The sequence below is a fragment of the Bacillota bacterium genome (assembly GCA_023511455.1).
Taxonomy (GTDB): domain Bacteria; phylum Armatimonadota; class HRBIN16; order HRBIN16; family HRBIN16; genus HRBIN16.
The window spans coordinates 63485-81620 of sequence record JAIMBJ010000005.1 but is presented as its reverse complement, the minus strand read 5'-3'; the positions used below and the strand labels follow the sequence as shown (position 1 = coordinate 81620).

The window sequence follows — 18136 nt, the reverse complement described above, 5'->3', positions numbered from 1 at the left end:
GCCCATGAACGCACACACCCTCCGGGTTCTGGAATACGACGCCATCCGGCAGAAGGTGATGGCGCACTGCGCTACCCCCATGGGCGCGGAACGGGCACGCCAGATGACACCGCGCATCGAGGAAGAGGCTATCCGCCTCGGACTGCAGCAGACTTCGGAAGCGCGCAGGTTGATAGACCTCGCCGAGGAGATGCCCCTTCGTGGCGTGCAGGACGTGCGTTCGGCGGCATCGCTGGCGCGTGCAGGAGGGATACTCCCACCCGAATCGCTGCTTTCCATTGCCGACACGGTAGAGACCGCCCGACGCCTCCGCAGCTTCCTCCTGACAAGAGAGGAGAAGTGCCCCGCGCTGTGCGTGCTGGCGCGACAGCTGGAGCCACTGCCCGAGGTGGTGAACGAGGTACGCCGCTGCCTGAAGGACGATGCCACCGTCGCCGATAGCGCCAGTCCCGAACTTGCCCGCATCCGGCAGAGACTGCGCCACCTGCACTCCCGCATCACCGAACGCCTGCAGGCCACGCTGAACTCCTCACGTATCCGCAATATGCTGCAGGAACCCGTCATCACCATGCGCGGCGACCGCTACTGCCTGCCGGTCAAGGCGGAGTACCGCGCGCAGTTTGGGGGCATCGTGCATGACGTGAGCGCATCGGGCGCCACGCTGTTCATGGAACCGCAGGAGGTGGTGGACCTCGGCAACCAGATTCGCGAAGCACAGATCGCCGAGCAGAACGAGGTGGAGCGTATTCTGGCGCAGCTCAGCGCGCTTGTGGGCAAGTACAGCGACCCCATCCTACTCACCTGCGACGCGCTGGGCGAGCTGGATTTCATCAATGCCCGCGCCCGTCTCAGCGTGGAATGGGACGCCATCGAGCCTGCACTGAACACACAGGGAAAAATCCGCCTGCGCAAGGCGCGGCATCCCCTGCTGAAACCGCCGGTCGTGCCCATCGATGTGGAACTGGGCAACCGCTTCCGAATCTTGCTTATCACAGGACCCAACACGGGCGGCAAAACCGTGACCCTGAAGACGGTGGGCCTGCTGACGCTGATGATGCAGTCGGGTCTGCACGTGCCTGCCGACACCGGCACCGAAATGGCGATATTCCAGAACATCTTTGCCGACATCGGTGATGAGCAGAGCATAGAGCAATCGCTATCCACTTTTTCCGGACACATGACCAACATCGCCGCGATGCTACCCCACTGTGACGAACACACGCTGGTACTGCTGGACGAACTGGGCGCGGGAACCGACCCTGCCGAAGGAGCCGCACTGGCGCAGGCGATTTTGGACTATCTGCTGGTACGCCATGCGCGGGTGATGGCGACCACCCACTATGGCGAGCTGAAAAGCTACGCTTACGCCAGACAGGGCGTGCAGAACGCCTCGGTGGAGTTTGACCTGCAAACCCTGCGCCCCACGTACCATCTGCGTATCGGTACACCGGGTTCCAGTCACGCCATCGTCATTGCACAGAGGCTGGGTCTGCCTCCCTCGGTCATCGAGACCGCGCAGGCGCGCCTTGCCGGGCGTGAGACGGAGGCTGCCAGCATCATGCGCCGGCTGGAGGAAGAACAGCGTCACGTGGAGGAGGCGCGACAGGCAGCCGAACAGGAGCGTCGGGAAGCCGCAGCCCTGCGTCAACAGCTGCAACAGCGACTGGAACAGTTGGAAACGGAGCGGCAGCGGTTGCGCGAGGAGGTGACGCAGGAGGTTCAGCACCGCCTGCACCAAATCCTGCAGCAGGCGGAAGAAGCATATCGTCGCTTGCGCGAACAGCCCCGCGAAAATCGCGCTGCCCAGGAAGCCCGCCAGCAGGTGCGACAGGCTGCCGAACAGATGAAACGGCTGCTGACTCCACCCGCCGCCGCGCCCTCTGAGATACGCGAGGGCGACACAGTCAGGGTCACCACGCTGAACGTCACGGGCACAGTGCTGCAACTGACGCAGGAAGAGGCGGTGGTGCAGGCAGGAGCGATTCGCATCACCGTCCCGCGTGAGGCGCTGCGCCGCACCGATGAGAAGCCGGTTTCCAAGACGCCGCTGGTTTCGGTGCCGGTCAACCTGTCGCGAGCAGTGAACATCTCGCCGGAAATCATGTTGCGGATGCAACGGGTGGAAGAAGCGATCGCCAACCTCGACCAGTATCTCAGCGAGGCGTATGCCGCTGGGCTGCAGCAGGTGCGCGTGATTCACGGCAAAGGCACCGGCACTCTGCGCAAGGCGGTAAGGGATTACCTGAGCACGCATCCGCTGGTGGCTTCGTATCGGGGGGCGGATGCCACAGAGGGCGGAGACGGCGTGACGATAGTCACCCTGAAATAACAGCGAACGGCACGCCGACCGGCGTGCCGTTGCACGTGATGCTCTGGTTCGGGCTTACCAGCGTCGGTCGCGCCGCCCGGAGCCGTAGCCACCGCGGTCGCTGCGGAATCCGCCCTCGCGCCGCTCGGTGCGGGGACGTGCCTGGTTCACGGTGATGGTTCTGCCCATAAACACCTGACCGTTGGTGGCATCGATTGCCGCCTGCATGTTCTCGCGGGGAATGTCCACAAAGCCGAAGCCGCGTCCCTCGACGACACGAGCATCCTCAACGGGACCCCACGGAGAGAACAGCTCACGCAGTTGCTCTGCGGTGGTGGCGTAGGAAAGGTTTCCTACGAACAAAGAAGTGGTTTCTGGCATTTTTTTACCTCATGTTTGGGAAGCGTCTCGCCTCCCGGATTTTCGTTACGGTGCTGCCGGCAGGCTCGAACGCGGTCTCCTCCCATGAGGTATACGGACCCCGGAACCGAACCGTTGCGTGCAACGAACACCGAACAGTAGTAGTATACCACAAATGTTGTGCAAAACAAGGGGTTTTTGGGCTGTTTGGATGTTTTCATAGGAAAATTCTCCGAGAGGCATTTGCGTGGTTCCATCTCTTCCTCTGAACTGCGATTTTGTGATAGTATATCTGTGCCCACTCTGTCCGTAAAGGAGACGTCCGTGACACACCAGATTGAGGATTATCTGGACGCGGTGTTTCTCGATATCGAAACTACCGGCATTAATCCCGCATGCAGTGAGCTGACCCTGATTGCACTCTATCAGGAAGACCACACCGGCAAGAAGGCGAGACTTTATGTGAATGACCTGCACGATGCGGCAGAGACCCTGCGCCACATCGAGCGAAAAGCGCAGGAATACGGCTACGACAGCATCACCGTCTGCCCGTTAGAGCAGTTTCCGCAGCACGCGGAGTTCTTCTCTCTCATCGCGACCTATAACGGTACGCAGTTTGACCTGCCCTTTATCGCCCACCACCTGCCGCAGGTGCGTCGGCTATGGCGTACGTGGCAACATCTGGATATATACCTTCAGGTCGCCATGCCCTTACGCGATATCGGCTTGCTGCGAACGCCAAACCTCAAGTTGAAAACACTTTTCAGCCACCTGCGCGTACCCCGACACCCAAGCGTGCAGATGATGCGCGGCGAGGACGCGGTGTGGCTGTGGAACCAGTGGAGGCACCTCTATAACTCCGAAGCGTTAACCATGCTGGGCATTTACGCGCTGGAAGACGTGCGCTGCACACGGCTGTTATTGCAAAGACTCATCGACGTCCGCCGCGGCTCGCCCTGGGATAGCGTGTGGTAGTTACCACGTAATCACCGCCGCCTGCTCAGGAGCCAGCCGGAAGGTGATTCGCAGCACATCATCACCGACCTTCCAGTCGAGCCCGAGCGCGTGCACCAACTCCACCGGCTGCTTCACCTCACTGGCTGGGGTCTTCAGCGCGCGCAGATCGATTCGCAACCTCACCTCGCGTTCGGCGTTCTCCGGGTTGAACACGGTAAATGTCTTCTTGCCGTAGCGTTCCACCCAGCCACCTTCGGCGGTGGCGTGTGTGATTGGCTCCCAGCCAGCCTCCGCCACGCGCCGAATCAGCGGGATGTACTTCTGGAACAACGCACGGTCGCGGTTATACCATGCCGGGTTCTGCCAGTAAGGGTTATCCGCGGCGTTATGGCTGAACATACTGGGATAGATACCCCAGAACAGGCATCGCTGGAAGTAGCGCTCCACCTGCCCCCCGAACGTCTCGTAATCGGTGTTCATCAACAGGACATAGGGTTTGTGGTAGCTCATGCTGCGCCAGATGTCCATCTGTGCAGGTGAAACGGGCGTCCATGCACCGTTTTGCCACCAGTTGGTTTCCGTGCCCGACACATCCAGCTGCGCCATCAAAAAGGGGAACCGCCATCCCACCGCGTTGGCGAACAGCCATTTACCGCGCCGGCGCATCTCCCCTGCCAGGTAACGGGTATACTCCCACGTGCTGAATATCTGGAGAATGGCGGGGCGCAAGTCGCCTTTGCGAAACACCAGCGGCACGTCCGCCGTTGCAAAGTGCTCCTCGCGATAGTTCAGCATGTCGGCTCCCATCTCCAGAGAGTCGAGATACTCGCCGTCCAGCCCTTCCGTGCCCGCTTTTGTGTAGGCTTGTTGCGCGTGAGAAGGCGGGAAGTTCAGGTAGGCTTTGGAAGGGTCATCGGGCGTGGAGGGGATATCCGGGTCGGGGTTGAGCAGGAACATCGCGCCGTCGTTCCAGGGTGTCACGCTAATCTGACGATAGATTTTGCCGCTCTGGTCGGAGATGATACCGCATTTCAGCGTCGCCCGCGCCTGCGCTTTTTGCCAGTTGTCACCCAGTTTGCCCTCAGCGTACTGCTGCAGGCAGTCGTCTGCGCCGGTGTCGGTGCGTGGGAACGTTCTGGGCATGGGCATCCAGTAGCTCATCGGCTCGGTGTAACGGAAAGAGAGAATACCCAGCTGGTCATCCTCCGCCACGCTGTTATCGCCCTCGTGGAAGACGATGCCGAAATCCTGCACGTTCTGCACGGTGTGCGGTGCGGTGAAAGCAATCCAGATACCCTGTTTGGGCACGCGGTTGCGGAACCAGTCGGGGAAGGCGGTGATGTAGCGCTGCAGGGCGGATCGAAAACCCCACTGCGGGTCGGCAGACCATAGCAGCAGGTGGAACTGAGCGCGATGGGGGAACTTGCGCGTCTTGCCGCTGAGAACGGCATCGAAGGCGGCGCACGCCCAGCCCCACTGCGGACTGGCAAACAGTCTCACGAGACGCGGGGCGTCCATCCGCCAGCCCCACGCGACGCACCAATCCTTGCCCGACAGACACGCCAGCGGATACACGCTCATCATGCCGTTGGCGCCGGCGTTGACGTGTATCAGATTCGCCATCTCCATACCGGTTGCCGCTGTCTGCTGTCGGATGTCGTCATGCCAGATTGCGCCCTGCATCTGTAGCGGCGCTGCCCAGATGAGGCTCACCGCGCGGTCGGGACTGCCTTCCCGGGTGCTCAGCGTGGCGATTGCCTGCAGAAGACCTCCCTGCTGTTCGTAACGCACCTCCAGCCGCACGTCTTTCGCCCTGCCCGTCCAGACAAGGGGGTTGCGGCTGGTCCACCTGCCGCCGAACGGCACGAGAACGTCGGGGTTTTGCATTTCGCGCAGGAACCAGCCGCCCGGCAGTTTGCCCTTCGGCAAGGGCTTGCCCCGCCACAACAGTTGCGTCACCAGTCCGGCGTCGTCGAACTGTACCTGCAGGTCTTCCGCCCTGCCCCAGCGCACTGCGCCTTTGCTCGCACGCAAGGTGGGCTGGCGAGTGGTTTGCATATCCAGCACCTGCAGTCCCTCCAGGAGCTCCATCTGAATGTCGTCGAACCACACGGTACCCGCGTGATTGCGCAGTAGCAGGTGTACATACACCTTGTCGATGGGCTTGCGGGGGATGACCAGCACCTCACGCCGCTCCCAGTCGTGTGTGCCGGTGCTGAAAGGTGCAATCAAACCCCATTGGGGAGTGCCGTCGGTATACCGCAGGTCGATATACAGCGAATAGCCTGCATCTGCACTACCGGAGACATCCTGCGCTTTGCTCCATGCCGAAATCCGCAGGGGGACAGGCTTGCTCTGGTTCAGCTCGATCACGTGCATCACGCCGCTGCGCAAATCGGCTGTTGCGTTGTGCAGGCGGATGCTTGCCTTGCCCCCGCGCTTCACCTGTTCATCCCAGGCGAAGGTGCCTTCCGTCGCGGTCCATGTCTGCAGCGGCTGTTTCTGCGCCGCAGCGGCAAGTGCAAAGCCGATAACCATCAGGACGCTGAGCATTTTCAACGGATGTTTCCCTCCTCGTGCCACGTCGCGGATGCCCCTGTGTAACGCCCACCATTTTCGAGAATACGACGGCGGGCAGGCTCCGTCCTGTGCGACACACCATGAAGGGCAAGGCTCGCGCCGAGCGGAAAACTCCTCCCCGCCCGCGGGGAGGTCGGGTGGGGCTTCGCCTCACCAGCAGGTTCGCTTCAGTATGCCCGCTGAATCAGCTCGTTCCAGAGGGCGCGCTTGATGGCGTTGGAGACCTGCTCCGCCAGCTCGTGCATACTCTTGCCGTACAGGGCGGCGTCCTCAGGCTCGATGGTGAGTATCGGGTGGCTGCGCGCTACCACCGTACGCCTATCACTGGACAGGCGGATGTCAAACATCTGGATGCCGTCGTTCAACAGGCTGTCCAGTCGCTCGCTAATCTGCCGGGCGCGCTCGGCGGAGGTTTGTCCGTCGCGGTCAGCAGGGGCAAACACGGGAACGCTGTCCAGGTAGACCTCCACCAGACTGCGGTCCTGCACTGTTTTCTCTCGCAGTTCCACAGGCAAAATACGCGCCACCGCCCTGCGGTTGACGGGGATGTTCAGCTCGCGGAACAGGTTCAGCATCGCCTGGGCGCGCTCGCGCGAGGGAGGGTGCGTGCGGAAGATACCCAGTTGCCTCTCCGGTCGCCGCGCTTCATCGCGCGCCAGTCGCTCCATGAAGGTCAGCATGCCCACAGGATTGTACTTCGTCTGCATCAGATACAGGATGGCAGCGCGGTCGGCGTCTATTTCCGCTTCCTGAGTGAAGCCGTTCAGTTTGGCTATCTGATACAGCTGAACTCCCATCATGACATTGCTTAAATCCCGCGCCGGCGCGCCGGACAGAACCATCACCAGCAGAGCGGGCAGGGTTACCCGGCGGTTAATCTTCTCGTTCTCCTGCCCCAGACGCAGCAGATGATGATGTGCCGCGTGTGCGATTTCGTGTGCCAGCACCGCCGCCAGCTCGTGGTCGGACTGCACATAGTCCAGCAAACCCTTGTTCACATAGATGAACCCGCCCGGCAGCGAGAAGGCGTTGACGTCCTTATCATCCACCACCTTGAACGTATACTGAAACTGTGACCTTTTATTGATGCCCCACGTGATGGGGATGTTGGAGACGTTGGCTACCGCGGCAATCTCCTGCCCAATACGGTTCACCCGCTCCACCAGAGCGGGGTCATCAATGATGCGCAGGGTGCGTTCAATCTCCTGAGCCGCTTCCCTGCCCATGCGCACTTCGGGGTCCTCTTCCGACTTGGGCTGCGCGAAGACCTCTGTTGCCAGCCCCCCGAGCATGAGGCTGACCACGAGCAACCATATCACACGGGCACGCAGAAACCATTTCATGGTGTGAAACCTCGCAATATTTTCCCTTCCATTATAGCATACGAAAGCGCCGAGCTTTGTATTCCCAAGACTCAGACGATTTGTGCCAGACAACGGTTTCAGCAGGCGTCTCCAACAGGTATAATACCGCCAGAATGAGTGAACCGCTGCCGCTATACAAAACCGTTATTCCATTGCCGGCGTCCCTGTCGCTCTCGCAGATTTACGCGCGATGCAACCTCTGCCAGCCACACACGGTCGTGCTGGACAGCGGTGCCGAGCCGTCGCCGCGAGGAAGCTTCCGGCTGGCACGCTATTGCTTCATCGCGCAAGAGCCATTCGGCGTGCTGGAAGCATATCCCGACCATGTGCTGTGGCGAGATGCTGGCGGTATCCTGCGCATGGAAGACGACCCGCTGCGCGTACTTCAGGGTTTCTTGCGGCGTTTCCATCTCCCCTTGTATGATGCGCCCACGCCGCTACCTGCTGGGGTGCTGGGCTATCTCGGCTACGGGCTGAAGGCGTTCATTGAGCCCTGTCCGAACCGCCTTCCCGCCCCCAACCGGCTGCCATTATATTGGTTTGGCTTTTACGATACAATTGCCACGATAGACATCGATGCGTGGAGGGTGGTGCTCACCTCTACCGGCCTGCCGTTCAGTGGTGCAACCGCCCATCGATGGGCACAGCAACGCCTTCAGCAAGCAGCGACACGCTGGGAAAAGGCTCTCATCGGTCAGAGGATAGTGTCCGAACCCGCCGTTTCCTGTGGAGAGCCGTTCCCCATGTGGGCGCGGAAAGATTATCTGCACGCGGTGCAGCAAGCCCAGCACTACATCGCGCAGGGAGATATCTATCAGGTCAACCTCGCACAGGCATATCAAGCGCACTTTCGCGGAAACCCCGCGTCGCTCTTTCTGCGCATACGCGAGGTCTCGCCTGCGCCGTTCAGTGCGTTCATCGATACCGGACGGTTTTGCGTTATCAGCGCATCGCCGGAACGTTTCCTCCACATGAACCCGGTGACGCGCACCGTACACACACGCCCTATCAAGGGAACGCGCCCGCGCTCGGCAGACCCCGACGAGGACTGTCGGCTCGCCGAAGCACTGATGCACAGCCCCAAAGACCACGCGGAGCACATCATGATTGTAGACCTGGAGCGCAACGACCTGGGCAGGGTGGCAGAAATCGGCTCGGTGCAGGTGGCGGAGATGATGGCGCTGGAAGGCTATGCGCAGGTGTATCACCTCACCAGTACCGTGCGGGCGCAGCTGCGCGACAACGTAGATGTAGAGACCCTCTTGCGCGCCACCTTTCCCGGTGGCAGTATCACGGGCGCACCGAAGGTGCGCGCGATGCAAATCATCGAGGAGCTGGAACCGGTTGCCCGTGAGGTTTACACCGGCGCCATTGGCTACATCGCGTTTCACGGAGGTCTGGACCTCAATATCGCCATTCGCACCGCCGTCATCCGAAACGACCAGATTACCCTTTACGGCGGGGGCGGTATTGTTGCCGAATCGGAACCGGAACGCGAGTACGAGGAGATACGCGCCAAGCTGTGCGGGTGGTTTCAGGCGATGGAGACAGGCAGACAGACCCATGCAGTGGATATGGTACAACGGTGAACTCGTGCCTGCCGAGCAAGCCCGTTTGAGCGTGCTGGACGGGGCAGTATTGCACGGCGCGGCACTGTTTGAGACCCTGCGCTGCTACCGTGGCTTCCCGTTCCGGCTGGAACAGCACCTGCAACGGATGCGACGGTGGCTGGCGGCTCTGCGTTTGTTCGCGTCGGCACGCCAACAGGTGGATCTGCGTACACCGTTCATCGAGCAAGCGGTAGCCAGTCTGATTCGAGCCAATGACCTGCAGAGTGCAGACGCCCGTCTGCGCCTGACCGTGACCGCAGGCAGCGAGTGGTCACAACCCGCCTGCTTCTTGACGGCGACCGTGCTATCGCCGCAGCAGATAGCCCGATGGCGCGAGGGTGCAGGGGTTTTATTGCGCCCTGACCCGCGGGCAGGCACGGGCGAACGCCCCAAATGGAGCAGCTACGCCGCACATCTGGAGGCGCAGTATGAGGCACAGGCGCTGGGGAGGGAAGAGGTCATCTGGTTCAACGCACAGGGAAACATCACCGAGGGAGCCACCAGCACCGTCTTTGCATGGGATGGACGTCATCTGGTAACACCTCCGTTGCACGAAGGCATCCTGGCAGGAATCACTCGCGAGACGGTGATCCAACTCTGCGCTCAGGAGGGTATCCCCTGCATCGAGGCTCCTCTGTCCGTGGGCGAACTCCTGTCGGCAGAAGCGGTGTTCCTGACCAGCTCGGTGCGCGAGATCGTGCCCGTCACCCAGCTGGAAGACCGCCCCTTGAAACCCCACCCGCTTGTCCAGCAACTGCAAACTGCCTACAGGCAACTGGTCGAGAAGGAACGCGCCCATGACACCAGTGCAGGGCTATAGGAACCGGCGCGCTGTCCAGCGGCTGCGTGAAGCCGGCTCGCACGAGGCGAAACCTGCACCTTTCACAGGCAAGAGGCAGGCTCACCCTGCCCCGTACACCTGCGGTGGCGCAAGGTATTCGGGGAAACGCTCTCTCAGCGCGCGGCGGACGAGGTAGCAAAGATGACACGCCTCGATGTAGCCCGACTGCACGGGGTAGCCAAACCTCCGGGCGAGCTCGGCGGGACCTCCCTCCACCAGCGGCGCACATATCGGATGCTCCTCCGCCCGATAGCGCGCCACCAGCTCGGAGAGGGGAGTTTGCCACAGGTTGCCCATGCATAACCCCTGACAGAGATGCACGTTACCGTAGGCGTCCACATGTACCCGTCCGGGGTCGCGCAGGTTTTCGTAGGGACATTCGGTGAAGATATGCCATGGGCGCGTTGGTAGTCCCTGCGACAGTTTTTCCACCGCCCTTCCTCGAAAGCGTACCCCACCCCCACAATGGGTTCGCCCTTTTTTCCCTGCTCTTCTTCGGGATAGCTTACCGTCGGCGGATCGATGGAAATCATCCCGCAGGAAATGCCGAGCTGCTGAGCCGCCGACATCGCACGCTTCGCCGCCGTGTCTTCCTCCGAACCGCTGTGGAACTGGTCGTCGCTGAAGCTGATGAAGCCGATACCCGCCTCCTGCAACGGCTTCAGCCAGAGCATCGCGTCTTCCACGCTGGTGGCAAAATAGCCATTGGTGACGATACCCGTGTGGAAGCCCATTTGGCGTGCGATACGCACTGCCTCCAGTAGCAGCGGATAGTACAGAAATGGCTCACCGCCTTCGAAGAACACCGTTTGCACCGTACCGACCTTACGTGCCTCCTGCAGCACCGCTTCCACCTGCGCCAGCGTGAACGTACCCTTCGCGCGGGGACTGCTGTAGACAAAGCAGTGCTCGCACTCATACGGGCATTTGTAGGTCAGCAGAAAATGGATGCCGGTCAACATCTCATTATCCCTGTGCTGCCATGCAGTCCAGCGCCTCGTCCACCATGGACAGGTAGTTTTCCACCGGCACATAGCTGGGGATGGAGTTGCCTGAACCTACCGCATACCTGCCTCGCGCCCCGCAGGTTTCTATCAGATAGCGGGTGCGCTGACGCACCTGCTCCGGCGTGCCTGCGGAGAGGATGTTCAGGTCGAGCCCGCCCAGCACCGCGATGCGGTCACCATACTGCTTCTGAAACTCCTGCACGGGGATAATGGCGTCCTCAAAGGAGTGCTTGCCGTCGATGCGCACATCCTCGATGAGGTCTTCCATAATCGCCTGCAGGTTGCCGCAGGAGTGCAGGAAATAGGGCAAGCCGCGCTCGTGCGCCATCTGCGCCCATCTCTTGTGCCACGGCAGGCAGTATTTGCGCAGCGCATCGGGGGCAATCAACGTGCCCGACCGAAAGCCCATATCGTCGCCGGGGAAGACCACGATGAGCCTGTCCAGCTGCAGCAGGTGCTCGTAGAACTGGGTGATGAGAGTGCCGATACGGTCGCTCACCGCCTGCACCAGCGCAGGGTCGTCATACAGCGCAAGACATAATCCCTCCAGCGACATCACCCACGAGAGATGCTCGAAGATACCCGCCGCGTGAGAGGAGATAAAGCCCATGCCTTCGGGCAGATGTTCGTTGATGTACTCCAGCACGAAGAAATCCACGTCTTCGATGCGAGGCCATGGATATTTTTCAAAGTCCTCCCGGTTGCTGATGGCGCCCTGATGCTCGTCTGCCCATGCACGCTGCTTGCTGGAGGCGGTATCGGCGGTGACGAGGTGACGCTCCTGAAACGGCAAACCGATTTCCAGCCGCACGAAGTCATAGCCCATGCGGTACCAGAACTCGATCACCATATCCAGAAAAGCCTTCAGCGATTCGCGGTCGCCCTGCGGGGTAACCCACTCCCTGCCCATCAGTTCGGTAACAATCGGGCGCATCACCACGTCGTCCACGATGTATTCCACCAGCGGCGTGCGCCGCTGTGGAATCCGCCCCATCAGGATGTCCACGAACTCCTGCGCATTGGGTTTGGGGTTCTTCACAGGAACATGTCGCCACATCGTTATATCTCCTCCTGCCAGAATTACCGCACCACCACGTAGGGGCGTATCTGCTCCAGCTTTTTGGGACCGATGCCGCGCACCTCGATCAGCTCATCCACGGATTGAAAGCCGCCGTTTTGCTTACGGTACTCGATGATGGCGCGGGCAGTGGCGGGACCGACTCCGGGCAAGCTCTCCAGCTGCTCGGCGCTCGCGGTGTTCAGGTTGATTTTGCCTGCAGGAGGCTCCTGACGCCCTGCTGACCCTCTAACCGTCACCCCGCTGGGCGAGACACTCCCCACCCGACCTTCCACCGTTACCGATTCGCCTTTGCGGGGCACGTATACCTGCACCCCGTCCTCCAGCGGCTGCGCCAAGTTTATCAGGTCGGGGTCCGCTTGATTGCTGAAGCCACCTGCTGCCCTGACTGCATCGTCCACACGGCTGCCGCGCGGGATGCGCACGATGCCAGGATTTTTGACCGCCCCTGCCACATGCACCACTATCTCGTTGCTTTGCGCCTGCGGTGTGTCCATCTGGGTGGCGGAGGGCGTACCTTCGTCCTCACCCGAAGAGTTCGCATCAGAAGTATGCGAGGTTCCCGCGGGCATGCCAGCGGGTGGAATCAGAGCAGGCGGGCTCAACAAAGACAACCCCTGCCACAACAGGATACCGCAGGTGAGTGCCACCAGCGCGCCAACCGTCCACAATCCTTTCGGAATGCGTTCCATGACCACGGTTACTGTTTCCTTCGCCACCCACAGGCAAGCTCCTGTGATTCGCATAAGGCTTCCATATGGCAGTGAGCATGATGTACCTGTCATGTAGTTACTAATACAAAAATGCATGAGAATAATTTTCAAAAATTTTTCGCATTTACTGCTCTTTTCTCAGTGAATGGCACGATTCTTGCATCTTTATTAAGCTAGAAAAGGAGGTGCATTCTAATGAATCGCCCGAAGCACACCATGAAGTGTCTATTCATGATGCGTAGCCTCATCACTTCTCTGCTGTTGTTGATTTTCGCACAGATTGCCCTTGGCTACGACGTGAACAAGGATTTGCGCAATTTGGGTCCTCCGGCACATGACCTGACGGTCGTCCTCTCCGGCTCGGAAACCGTCACCAACCACTACGACGGATACCCATCCGGACGCTTCCAGTCCTTCGCCACCGGTCCCATCGGAGCCAACACCGCCATGCGATGGGACAACTTTAAAGATGGCGATAACAACATCATCGACACTGGTCAGACCGTCCATGTGGGCTGGAGCACCGCCGACCACAGCAGCCATGTCAAGGACATGTACTGGACGGACGCTACCGGCAGGCGCATCCCCGGTAGCGTGGTGCTCAACATCACCAGCGGATGGAGGTATGTGTTTGGGCTGGAGGGAATGCTACTTTCCTGGCGCAACGAAATCATGCCGGAGGAGGGGAACCCTGTCCCGGTACAGATTCGCGACGTGCGCATTGCAAGGCTCCCCGGCCCCCTGCCGCTGGAGGAGTTGAATGCAGAGAACCGGATGCTGGAACAGATTCTGCAGCCGCTGCCCGACGGCGAGTGGTTCGTGGTGGGTCCGGGAGAGGCCTTTGGACTGGTGATACCGCCACCCAACCCGGGCACCGCTATTGTGCTCAGATACGAGGTGACCGGGCTACCACAGGGCGGTCTCGCGCCCCAGTCTAGCGCTGTCTCCGTGGACTACGTGCAGTTTGTGGCGCGCCCTGCCTCCATCATCGGCACTGTCTCCCTGCTGGACTTTCAGGGCAACTCTTCGCAGGTTCCCGTGCGCGTACAGATACGCTCGGAGTCGGGCATTCGCGAAGAGGTGGTTGCGCTGGACGAGACCGGCTACTTCGAGATAGAAGACGTGGAGCCGGGTGAGTATGACCTCTCGTTCAAAGCCAGTCACTGGCTAAGACGCACGTTGCCTGCGGTGCAGGTGCCGGGCGACTGGCCCGCATGGGTAGAGGTCGAACTGCAGAACGGCGATATCGACGGCGATAACGAAGTCACACTTTTTGACTTCGGTGCGTTGGTCGCCGCCTTCGGCAACATGCCCGGAAACCCGAACTGGAACCCCGAGGCAGACCTCGACGGGGATGGAGAGGTGACCCTGTTCGACTTCGGCATTCTCGTCCAGAACTTCGGCGCCATTGGGGACGAGTAGATTCGACCCTCCTGCCCCCTCTCTGCGAGAGGGGGCTTTCCTTGCGACATGCTGTTCGTTTGACTTGCCCCGCCGACAGGAGTATAATACCTGCAGTGAGGCAGCAGAAAAGGGGTGGTCGTTTGCGTCTCCGAAGAGTCATTGTCACCTGTGCCGTATGGCTTGCTCTGCTCTATCCTGCGCTCGCACAGGTACCCGTTACGAACTTCCTGCCCGATGTGGATGTTCTCTATATCGAGCGGACACCTCGCCTCGCGTTCGACCCCGGCGACCTGAGCTACACCACTGGACTGCCTTCGCCCGGTCAGCGTATGGTCTATCTGGCGCATGTGAAGAACTGGGGCACCGCAGCTGTCTCTGTGCCTTACGAATGGTGGTTTGATGGCGCACTGGCAGCGTCCGGGCTGGTCACTATCCAGCCGGGGCAAGAGGTCACCGTACCCTACGAGTGGTTCTGGGAGAGCACCGATCACACCCTGGAGTTTCGCGCCGACCCCGCCGGCACCCTTGATGAAATCTCAAAGCTGAACAACCGCGTGGCAGTCCGCACGAACGCCTTGCTGGTGGGATTATGGGTGGAACAGAGCCTGTACAACTACTTCCACAACAACCAGTACCTGCTGAACGACGGGGCGAACGGCTTCGAGGACTGGGCACAGCGCATGATTCGCCGCTGGAACGAGTGGCTTGCCAAAGCGAGGTTTCCCTCCTCGCCGAACGGAGCACTCGACAGGGTGGCGCTGGACAAAGTGGTCGTCGTGCCCGACGGCGCGCTGCCTCTTGCGGGGGGACTGCCCACGAACAACCCTGACGCCCGAGACCGCACGGTGGACATGCAGTGGGGTTACCCTTACCACCCCGAAGACATCCAGCCGAACGGCTTCTATGGGTTCCGCTGGAACGGACCGTTCTTCATCGACTTTGGCAGTATCCACGAAATGAACCACGCAAGGTATCATATCGACCTCTACGGTTTCGATGTTCACCAGTCCGCTTACCCGGGTTACCCTCTCCCCATCCAGATAACCGATGATTACGGCAACCTGGTCGCAGGCACACCGCTAATGCCTAAAATCGCCTGGGAGGGCGTGTATTATAACAAGTGGCGTGACATCATGGGAGCAGGCTCACCCTTCTATGATGCATACAGCGCAGCGGTATGGAACTGGAAACATCACAAACGCGGACGCGGCAACATGAACGCCCCGCCCGACATCGGCGTTTTCCTCAACGACCTGCCCGACTCCAATCACATCCAGTTTGTGGACCAGAACGGCATACCCATCGCTGGGGCACAGGTGGACATCTATCAGGCGGGACCCTACCCGGGCATCTACGGCAAGTCCTACGACAACATCCCCGACATGAGTTTTGTCACTGATGAGAACGGCATGATCCATCCGGGAAGCAACCCGTTCGGATATCCCAGAGTCAATCGAGGGGTGCTAATAATCAAGCTGCGTTATCGCGGTCAACTCTATTTCCTGTTCCAGGAGATTACCGACTTCAACCTGCAACGCTGGATGGCACCCCAGGGACAGCTCTTTACCCATGGCTATTACGTGCGCCAGATAGACCTGCGCGATAATCCCACCACCGTGCCGCGTGACCGCTGGCGGGGCAACTATTTCAACGGCATTCATTTCCAGAGCTTCGTGCGTTACAGGACAGATAACGCCATCAACTTCACATGGAGCGGCTCACCTGCCCCCGGTGTCGACGCCGATAACTTCAGCGTGTACTGGCTGGGTGATATCCGCTTCACCGAGGGCTGGAAAAAGTTCACCATTACCGCCGATGGCGGAATCCAGCTCATTATCGACGACCGGCTGGTGTTCGATGCATGGGACAACACGGAACTGCAGACGTGGGAGCCGATTATCTACACCTCGCGCGACGCGCCGTTCGTGGTACCGGGACGTTCCTCTCCGCAGGGTGAGTACCACCGGGTGCAAGTGCGCTATCGCCACCACACGGGTACCGCGCGAGTGCAGGTAAGCTGGGCGGATGAACCCCCTCCCGCCGATTCGCCGCTGAACGCATGGAGAGCGGATTATTACACCACGAAAGACCTGCAGGGCTATCTGACCAGCCGGCTGGAAACGCGCATCGACTACGCTTATGGAGAAGGCTCGCCAGACCCTGCCCTGACCGGTGACAACTTCAGCGCGCGCTGGACGGGAGACTGGTACTTCGCTCCGGGCATCTATCGCTTCACCGCTACCACCAGCGACGGTATGAGGATCTGGATAGACGGCACAAACGTGCTGGACAGATGGTTTACCCAATCGGAGACCCAATACACTTTCGAACGCACGATACAGGAAGGTACGCACCGTATCGTGGTGGAATACTTTGAGGAGGATGGCACAGCCACCGCGAAAGTAAACTGGCAGCTGCTGAGTCTGCTTTATGACGGAGAAGTCTCGTTGGATGGCTGGCAGGCATCCCCGCAGGGTATCGTATTGCAGATGCAGGTCGGTGCGAACAGCTTCACTGTAACGCTGGACGAGCAGGGAAGATTTCGCATTCCTGTAACTATTCCTGCCGGCGTGTACGACGTCCGTTTGAAAGGCGTGCACTGGCTGAGCCAGACACTGCGCAACGTACGCTTTCCACTTGCCCTGCCGCTGCGTTTCACCCTCCTCAACGGTGACATCGACGGAGACAACGAGGTCACCCTCTTCGACTTCGGGCAGCTGGTGGCAGCTTTCGGCAGCGTACCCGGCGATGCAAACTGGAATCCCAATGCCGACCTTGATGGCGACGAGGAGGTTAACCTGTTTGACTTCAGCATCCTGGTCAGGAACTTCGGGAAGACCGGGGACGAGTAGCACACCGCTCTATCGCCCACTCCAGATGCTCGCGCACCATCGGGTCGGTTTCGTGTATCAACTCTTGCTGAAGCACCTGCAAAGCCTCTTCCTGCCCGCTGTTGCCGAGCGCGACCGCCACGTTGCGCCGAAAGCCGCGCCACTTCGCACGTTTCACCGGGCTGCGACGAAAGGCGGTGCGAAACTCTTCTTCACGCATTCGCAGTAGGTCTACCAGCTTCGGTGCAACAGTAATCTCCCTGGCCGCGAACGCAGGTTCGTAGGTCGGGGAGGCGCGTTCAGGAGCGTGAGGACGCGGATGATTAAAAGGACATACCTCCTGACAGATGTCGCAGCCGAAGACGCGGTTGCCCATCTGTGAGCGGTGCTCTTCAGGAATGGAGCCGCGCAGTTCGATGGTCAGGTAGCTGATGCAGCGACGCGCGTCCAGCACATACGGCGCGACGATGGCTCCCGTCGGGCAGGCGTCGATACAGCGCGTGCAGGTGCCGCACCCGCCAAAAGCTGGCTGGTCATACTCCAGCTCGATATTCAGCAGAATCTCGCCGATGAGAAAGTACGAGCCGCGCCGCGTGTGGATAAGCATGGTGTTTTTGCCGAACCAGCCCAGCCCTGCCCGCCATGCCAGGTCGCGCTCCAGCACCGGACCGGCGTCCACATATATCTTCGCCTGACAGTCGGGGCGCAGCTGGCGGATATACTCCAGCAGTTGCCGGAGTCGTTGGGTCATGACCTCATGGTAGTCCTCGCCGAGCGCATAGCGGGCGAAGACACCGCGTGAGGGGTCATTCGTCACTATCGGCACGGCAGGGGCGTAGTTCAGCCCCACCACCACCGCGCTTTTCGCGCCGGGAAGCACCTGCTGGGGGTCACAGCGGGCATCGGCCGTGCGGTGCAGGTAGTGCATCTCGCCGGCGTAGCCCTGCTCCAGCCACCAGCGGAAAAAGTCGGCACGGGCAGGGGCGTCCAGCGGCGCAAACCCCACGAGGTCAAAGCCCAGCGAATGCGCACGCTCACGAACCGCTTGAGTGATGGCAGCCCGTTCAGACATCCTGAGGGTAT

13 protein-coding genes are annotated in these 18136 nt (G+C 60.4%); 6 read left to right on the top strand and 7 right to left on the bottom strand.

Annotated features, from left to right (window positions below; genetic code table 11):
• Positions 1-4: 4 nt before the first annotated feature.
• Positions 5-2329: an endonuclease MutS2 gene (locus K6U75_05040; protein ID MCL6474402.1), complete on the top strand. Its 2325-nt coding sequence runs from the start codon at positions 5-7 to the stop codon at positions 2327-2329.
• A gap of 54 nt (positions 2330-2383) precedes the next feature.
• Here the strand turns inward: K6U75_05040 and K6U75_05035 are convergent, their stop codons facing one another.
• Complete coding sequence (locus K6U75_05035) at positions 2384-2689, bottom strand: RNA-binding protein (GenBank protein MCL6474401.1); 306 nt, start codon at positions 2687-2689, stop codon at positions 2384-2386.
• 303 nt (positions 2690-2992) lie between these two features.
• Between K6U75_05035 and K6U75_05030 the strand changes: the two genes are divergently transcribed.
• Entirely contained in the window at positions 2993-3643 is a 651-nt protein-coding gene (locus K6U75_05030) for a ribonuclease H-like domain-containing protein (protein ID MCL6474400.1), read from the top strand.
• Here the strand turns inward: K6U75_05030 and K6U75_05025 are convergent, their stop codons facing one another.
• Positions 3644-6184 carry a hypothetical protein gene (locus K6U75_05025; protein ID MCL6474399.1) on the bottom strand — a complete coding sequence of 847 codons (2541 nt, stop codon included), beginning with the start codon at positions 6182-6184 and terminating at the stop codon, positions 3644-3646.
• 188 nt (positions 6185-6372) lie between these two features.
• Positions 6373-7548: a M48 family metalloprotease gene (locus K6U75_05020; protein MCL6474398.1), complete on the bottom strand. Its 1176-nt coding sequence runs from the start codon at positions 7546-7548 to the stop codon at positions 6373-6375.
• Between the two features lie 134 nt (positions 7549-7682).
• Between K6U75_05020 and pabB the strand changes: the two genes are divergently transcribed.
• Both pabB and K6U75_05010 read left to right on the top strand, forming a co-directional pair.
• Positions 7683-9158, top strand: a complete 1476-nt coding sequence (gene pabB / locus K6U75_05015) for an aminodeoxychorismate synthase component I (protein ID MCL6474397.1) — start codon at positions 7683-7685, stop codon at positions 9156-9158.
• A complete protein-coding gene (locus K6U75_05010) occupies positions 9133-9999 on the top strand; it encodes an aminotransferase class IV (GenBank protein ID MCL6474396.1) in 867 nt (288 codons plus the stop codon). Before pabB ends, K6U75_05010 begins: the two co-directional genes overlap by 26 nt.
• 134 nt (positions 10000-10133) lie before the next feature.
• Here K6U75_05010 and K6U75_05005 read toward each other — a convergent pair whose 3' ends face one another.
• From K6U75_05005 to K6U75_04995, 3 genes are read right to left on the bottom strand one after another with little or no spacing between them, the layout of a single operon-like run.
• A complete protein-coding gene (locus tag K6U75_05005; GenBank protein MCL6474395.1) occupies positions 10134-10982 on the bottom strand; it encodes a radical SAM protein in 849 nt (282 codons plus the stop codon).
• Between the two features lie 4 nt (positions 10983-10986).
• The gene (locus tag K6U75_05000) at positions 10987-12084 is read right to left on the bottom strand and encodes a hypothetical protein (GenBank protein ID MCL6474394.1); all 1098 of its coding nucleotides are present in this window, start codon (positions 12082-12084) and stop codon (positions 10987-10989) included.
• A gap of 23 nt (positions 12085-12107) precedes the next feature.
• Positions 12108-12824 carry a helix-hairpin-helix domain-containing protein gene (locus K6U75_04995; GenBank protein ID MCL6474393.1) on the bottom strand — a complete coding sequence of 239 codons (717 nt, stop codon included), beginning with the start codon at positions 12822-12824 and terminating at the stop codon, positions 12108-12110.
• Positions 12825-13013: 189 nt separating this feature from the next.
• On the opposite strand from K6U75_04995, the gene K6U75_04990 reads away from it, so the two are divergent.
• Both K6U75_04990 and K6U75_04985 read left to right on the top strand, forming a co-directional pair.
• Positions 13014-14240 (top strand): hypothetical protein, encoded by a 1227-nt coding sequence (locus K6U75_04990; GenBank protein MCL6474392.1) that lies wholly within the window; start codon positions 13014-13016, stop codon positions 14238-14240.
• 122 nt (positions 14241-14362) lie between these two features.
• Positions 14363-17074, top strand: a complete 2712-nt coding sequence (locus K6U75_04985) for a hypothetical protein (protein MCL6474391.1) — start codon at positions 14363-14365, stop codon at positions 17072-17074.
• On the opposite strand, the gene queG is transcribed toward K6U75_04985, so the two are convergent.
• Positions 17043-18125 (bottom strand): tRNA epoxyqueuosine(34) reductase QueG, encoded by a 1083-nt coding sequence (queG, locus tag K6U75_04980; GenBank protein MCL6474390.1) that lies wholly within the window; start codon positions 18123-18125, stop codon positions 17043-17045. The genes K6U75_04985 and queG overlap by 32 nt on opposite strands.
• Positions 18126-18136: the final 11 nt, after the last annotated feature.

Coding starts and splice junctions, on each gene's coding strand:
- K6U75_05040 (MCL6474402.1), top strand. CDS start 5: ATGAACGCACACACCCTCCGGGTTCTGGAATACGACGCCATCCGGCAG.
- K6U75_05035 (MCL6474401.1), bottom strand. CDS start 2,689: ATGCCAGAAACCACTTCTTTGTTCGTAGGAAACCTTTCCTACGCCACC.
- K6U75_05020 (MCL6474398.1), bottom strand. CDS start 7,548: ATGAAATGGTTTCTGCGTGCCCGTGTGATATGGTTGCTCGTGGTCAGC.
- pabB (MCL6474397.1), top strand. CDS start 7,683: ATGAGTGAACCGCTGCCGCTATACAAAACCGTTATTCCATTGCCGGCG.
- K6U75_05010 (MCL6474396.1), top strand. CDS start 9,133: ATGCAGTGGATATGGTACAACGGTGAACTCGTGCCTGCCGAGCAAGCC.
- K6U75_05005 (MCL6474395.1), bottom strand. CDS start 10,982: ATGTTGACCGGCATCCATTTTCTGCTGACCTACAAATGCCCGTATGAG.
- K6U75_05000 (MCL6474394.1), bottom strand. CDS start 12,084: ATGTGGCGACATGTTCCTGTGAAGAACCCCAAACCCAATGCGCAGGAG.
- K6U75_04990 (MCL6474392.1), top strand. CDS start 13,014: ATGAATCGCCCGAAGCACACCATGAAGTGTCTATTCATGATGCGTAGC.
- queG (MCL6474390.1), bottom strand. CDS start 18,125: ATGTCTGAACGGGCTGCCATCACTCAAGCGGTTCGTGAGCGTGCGCAT.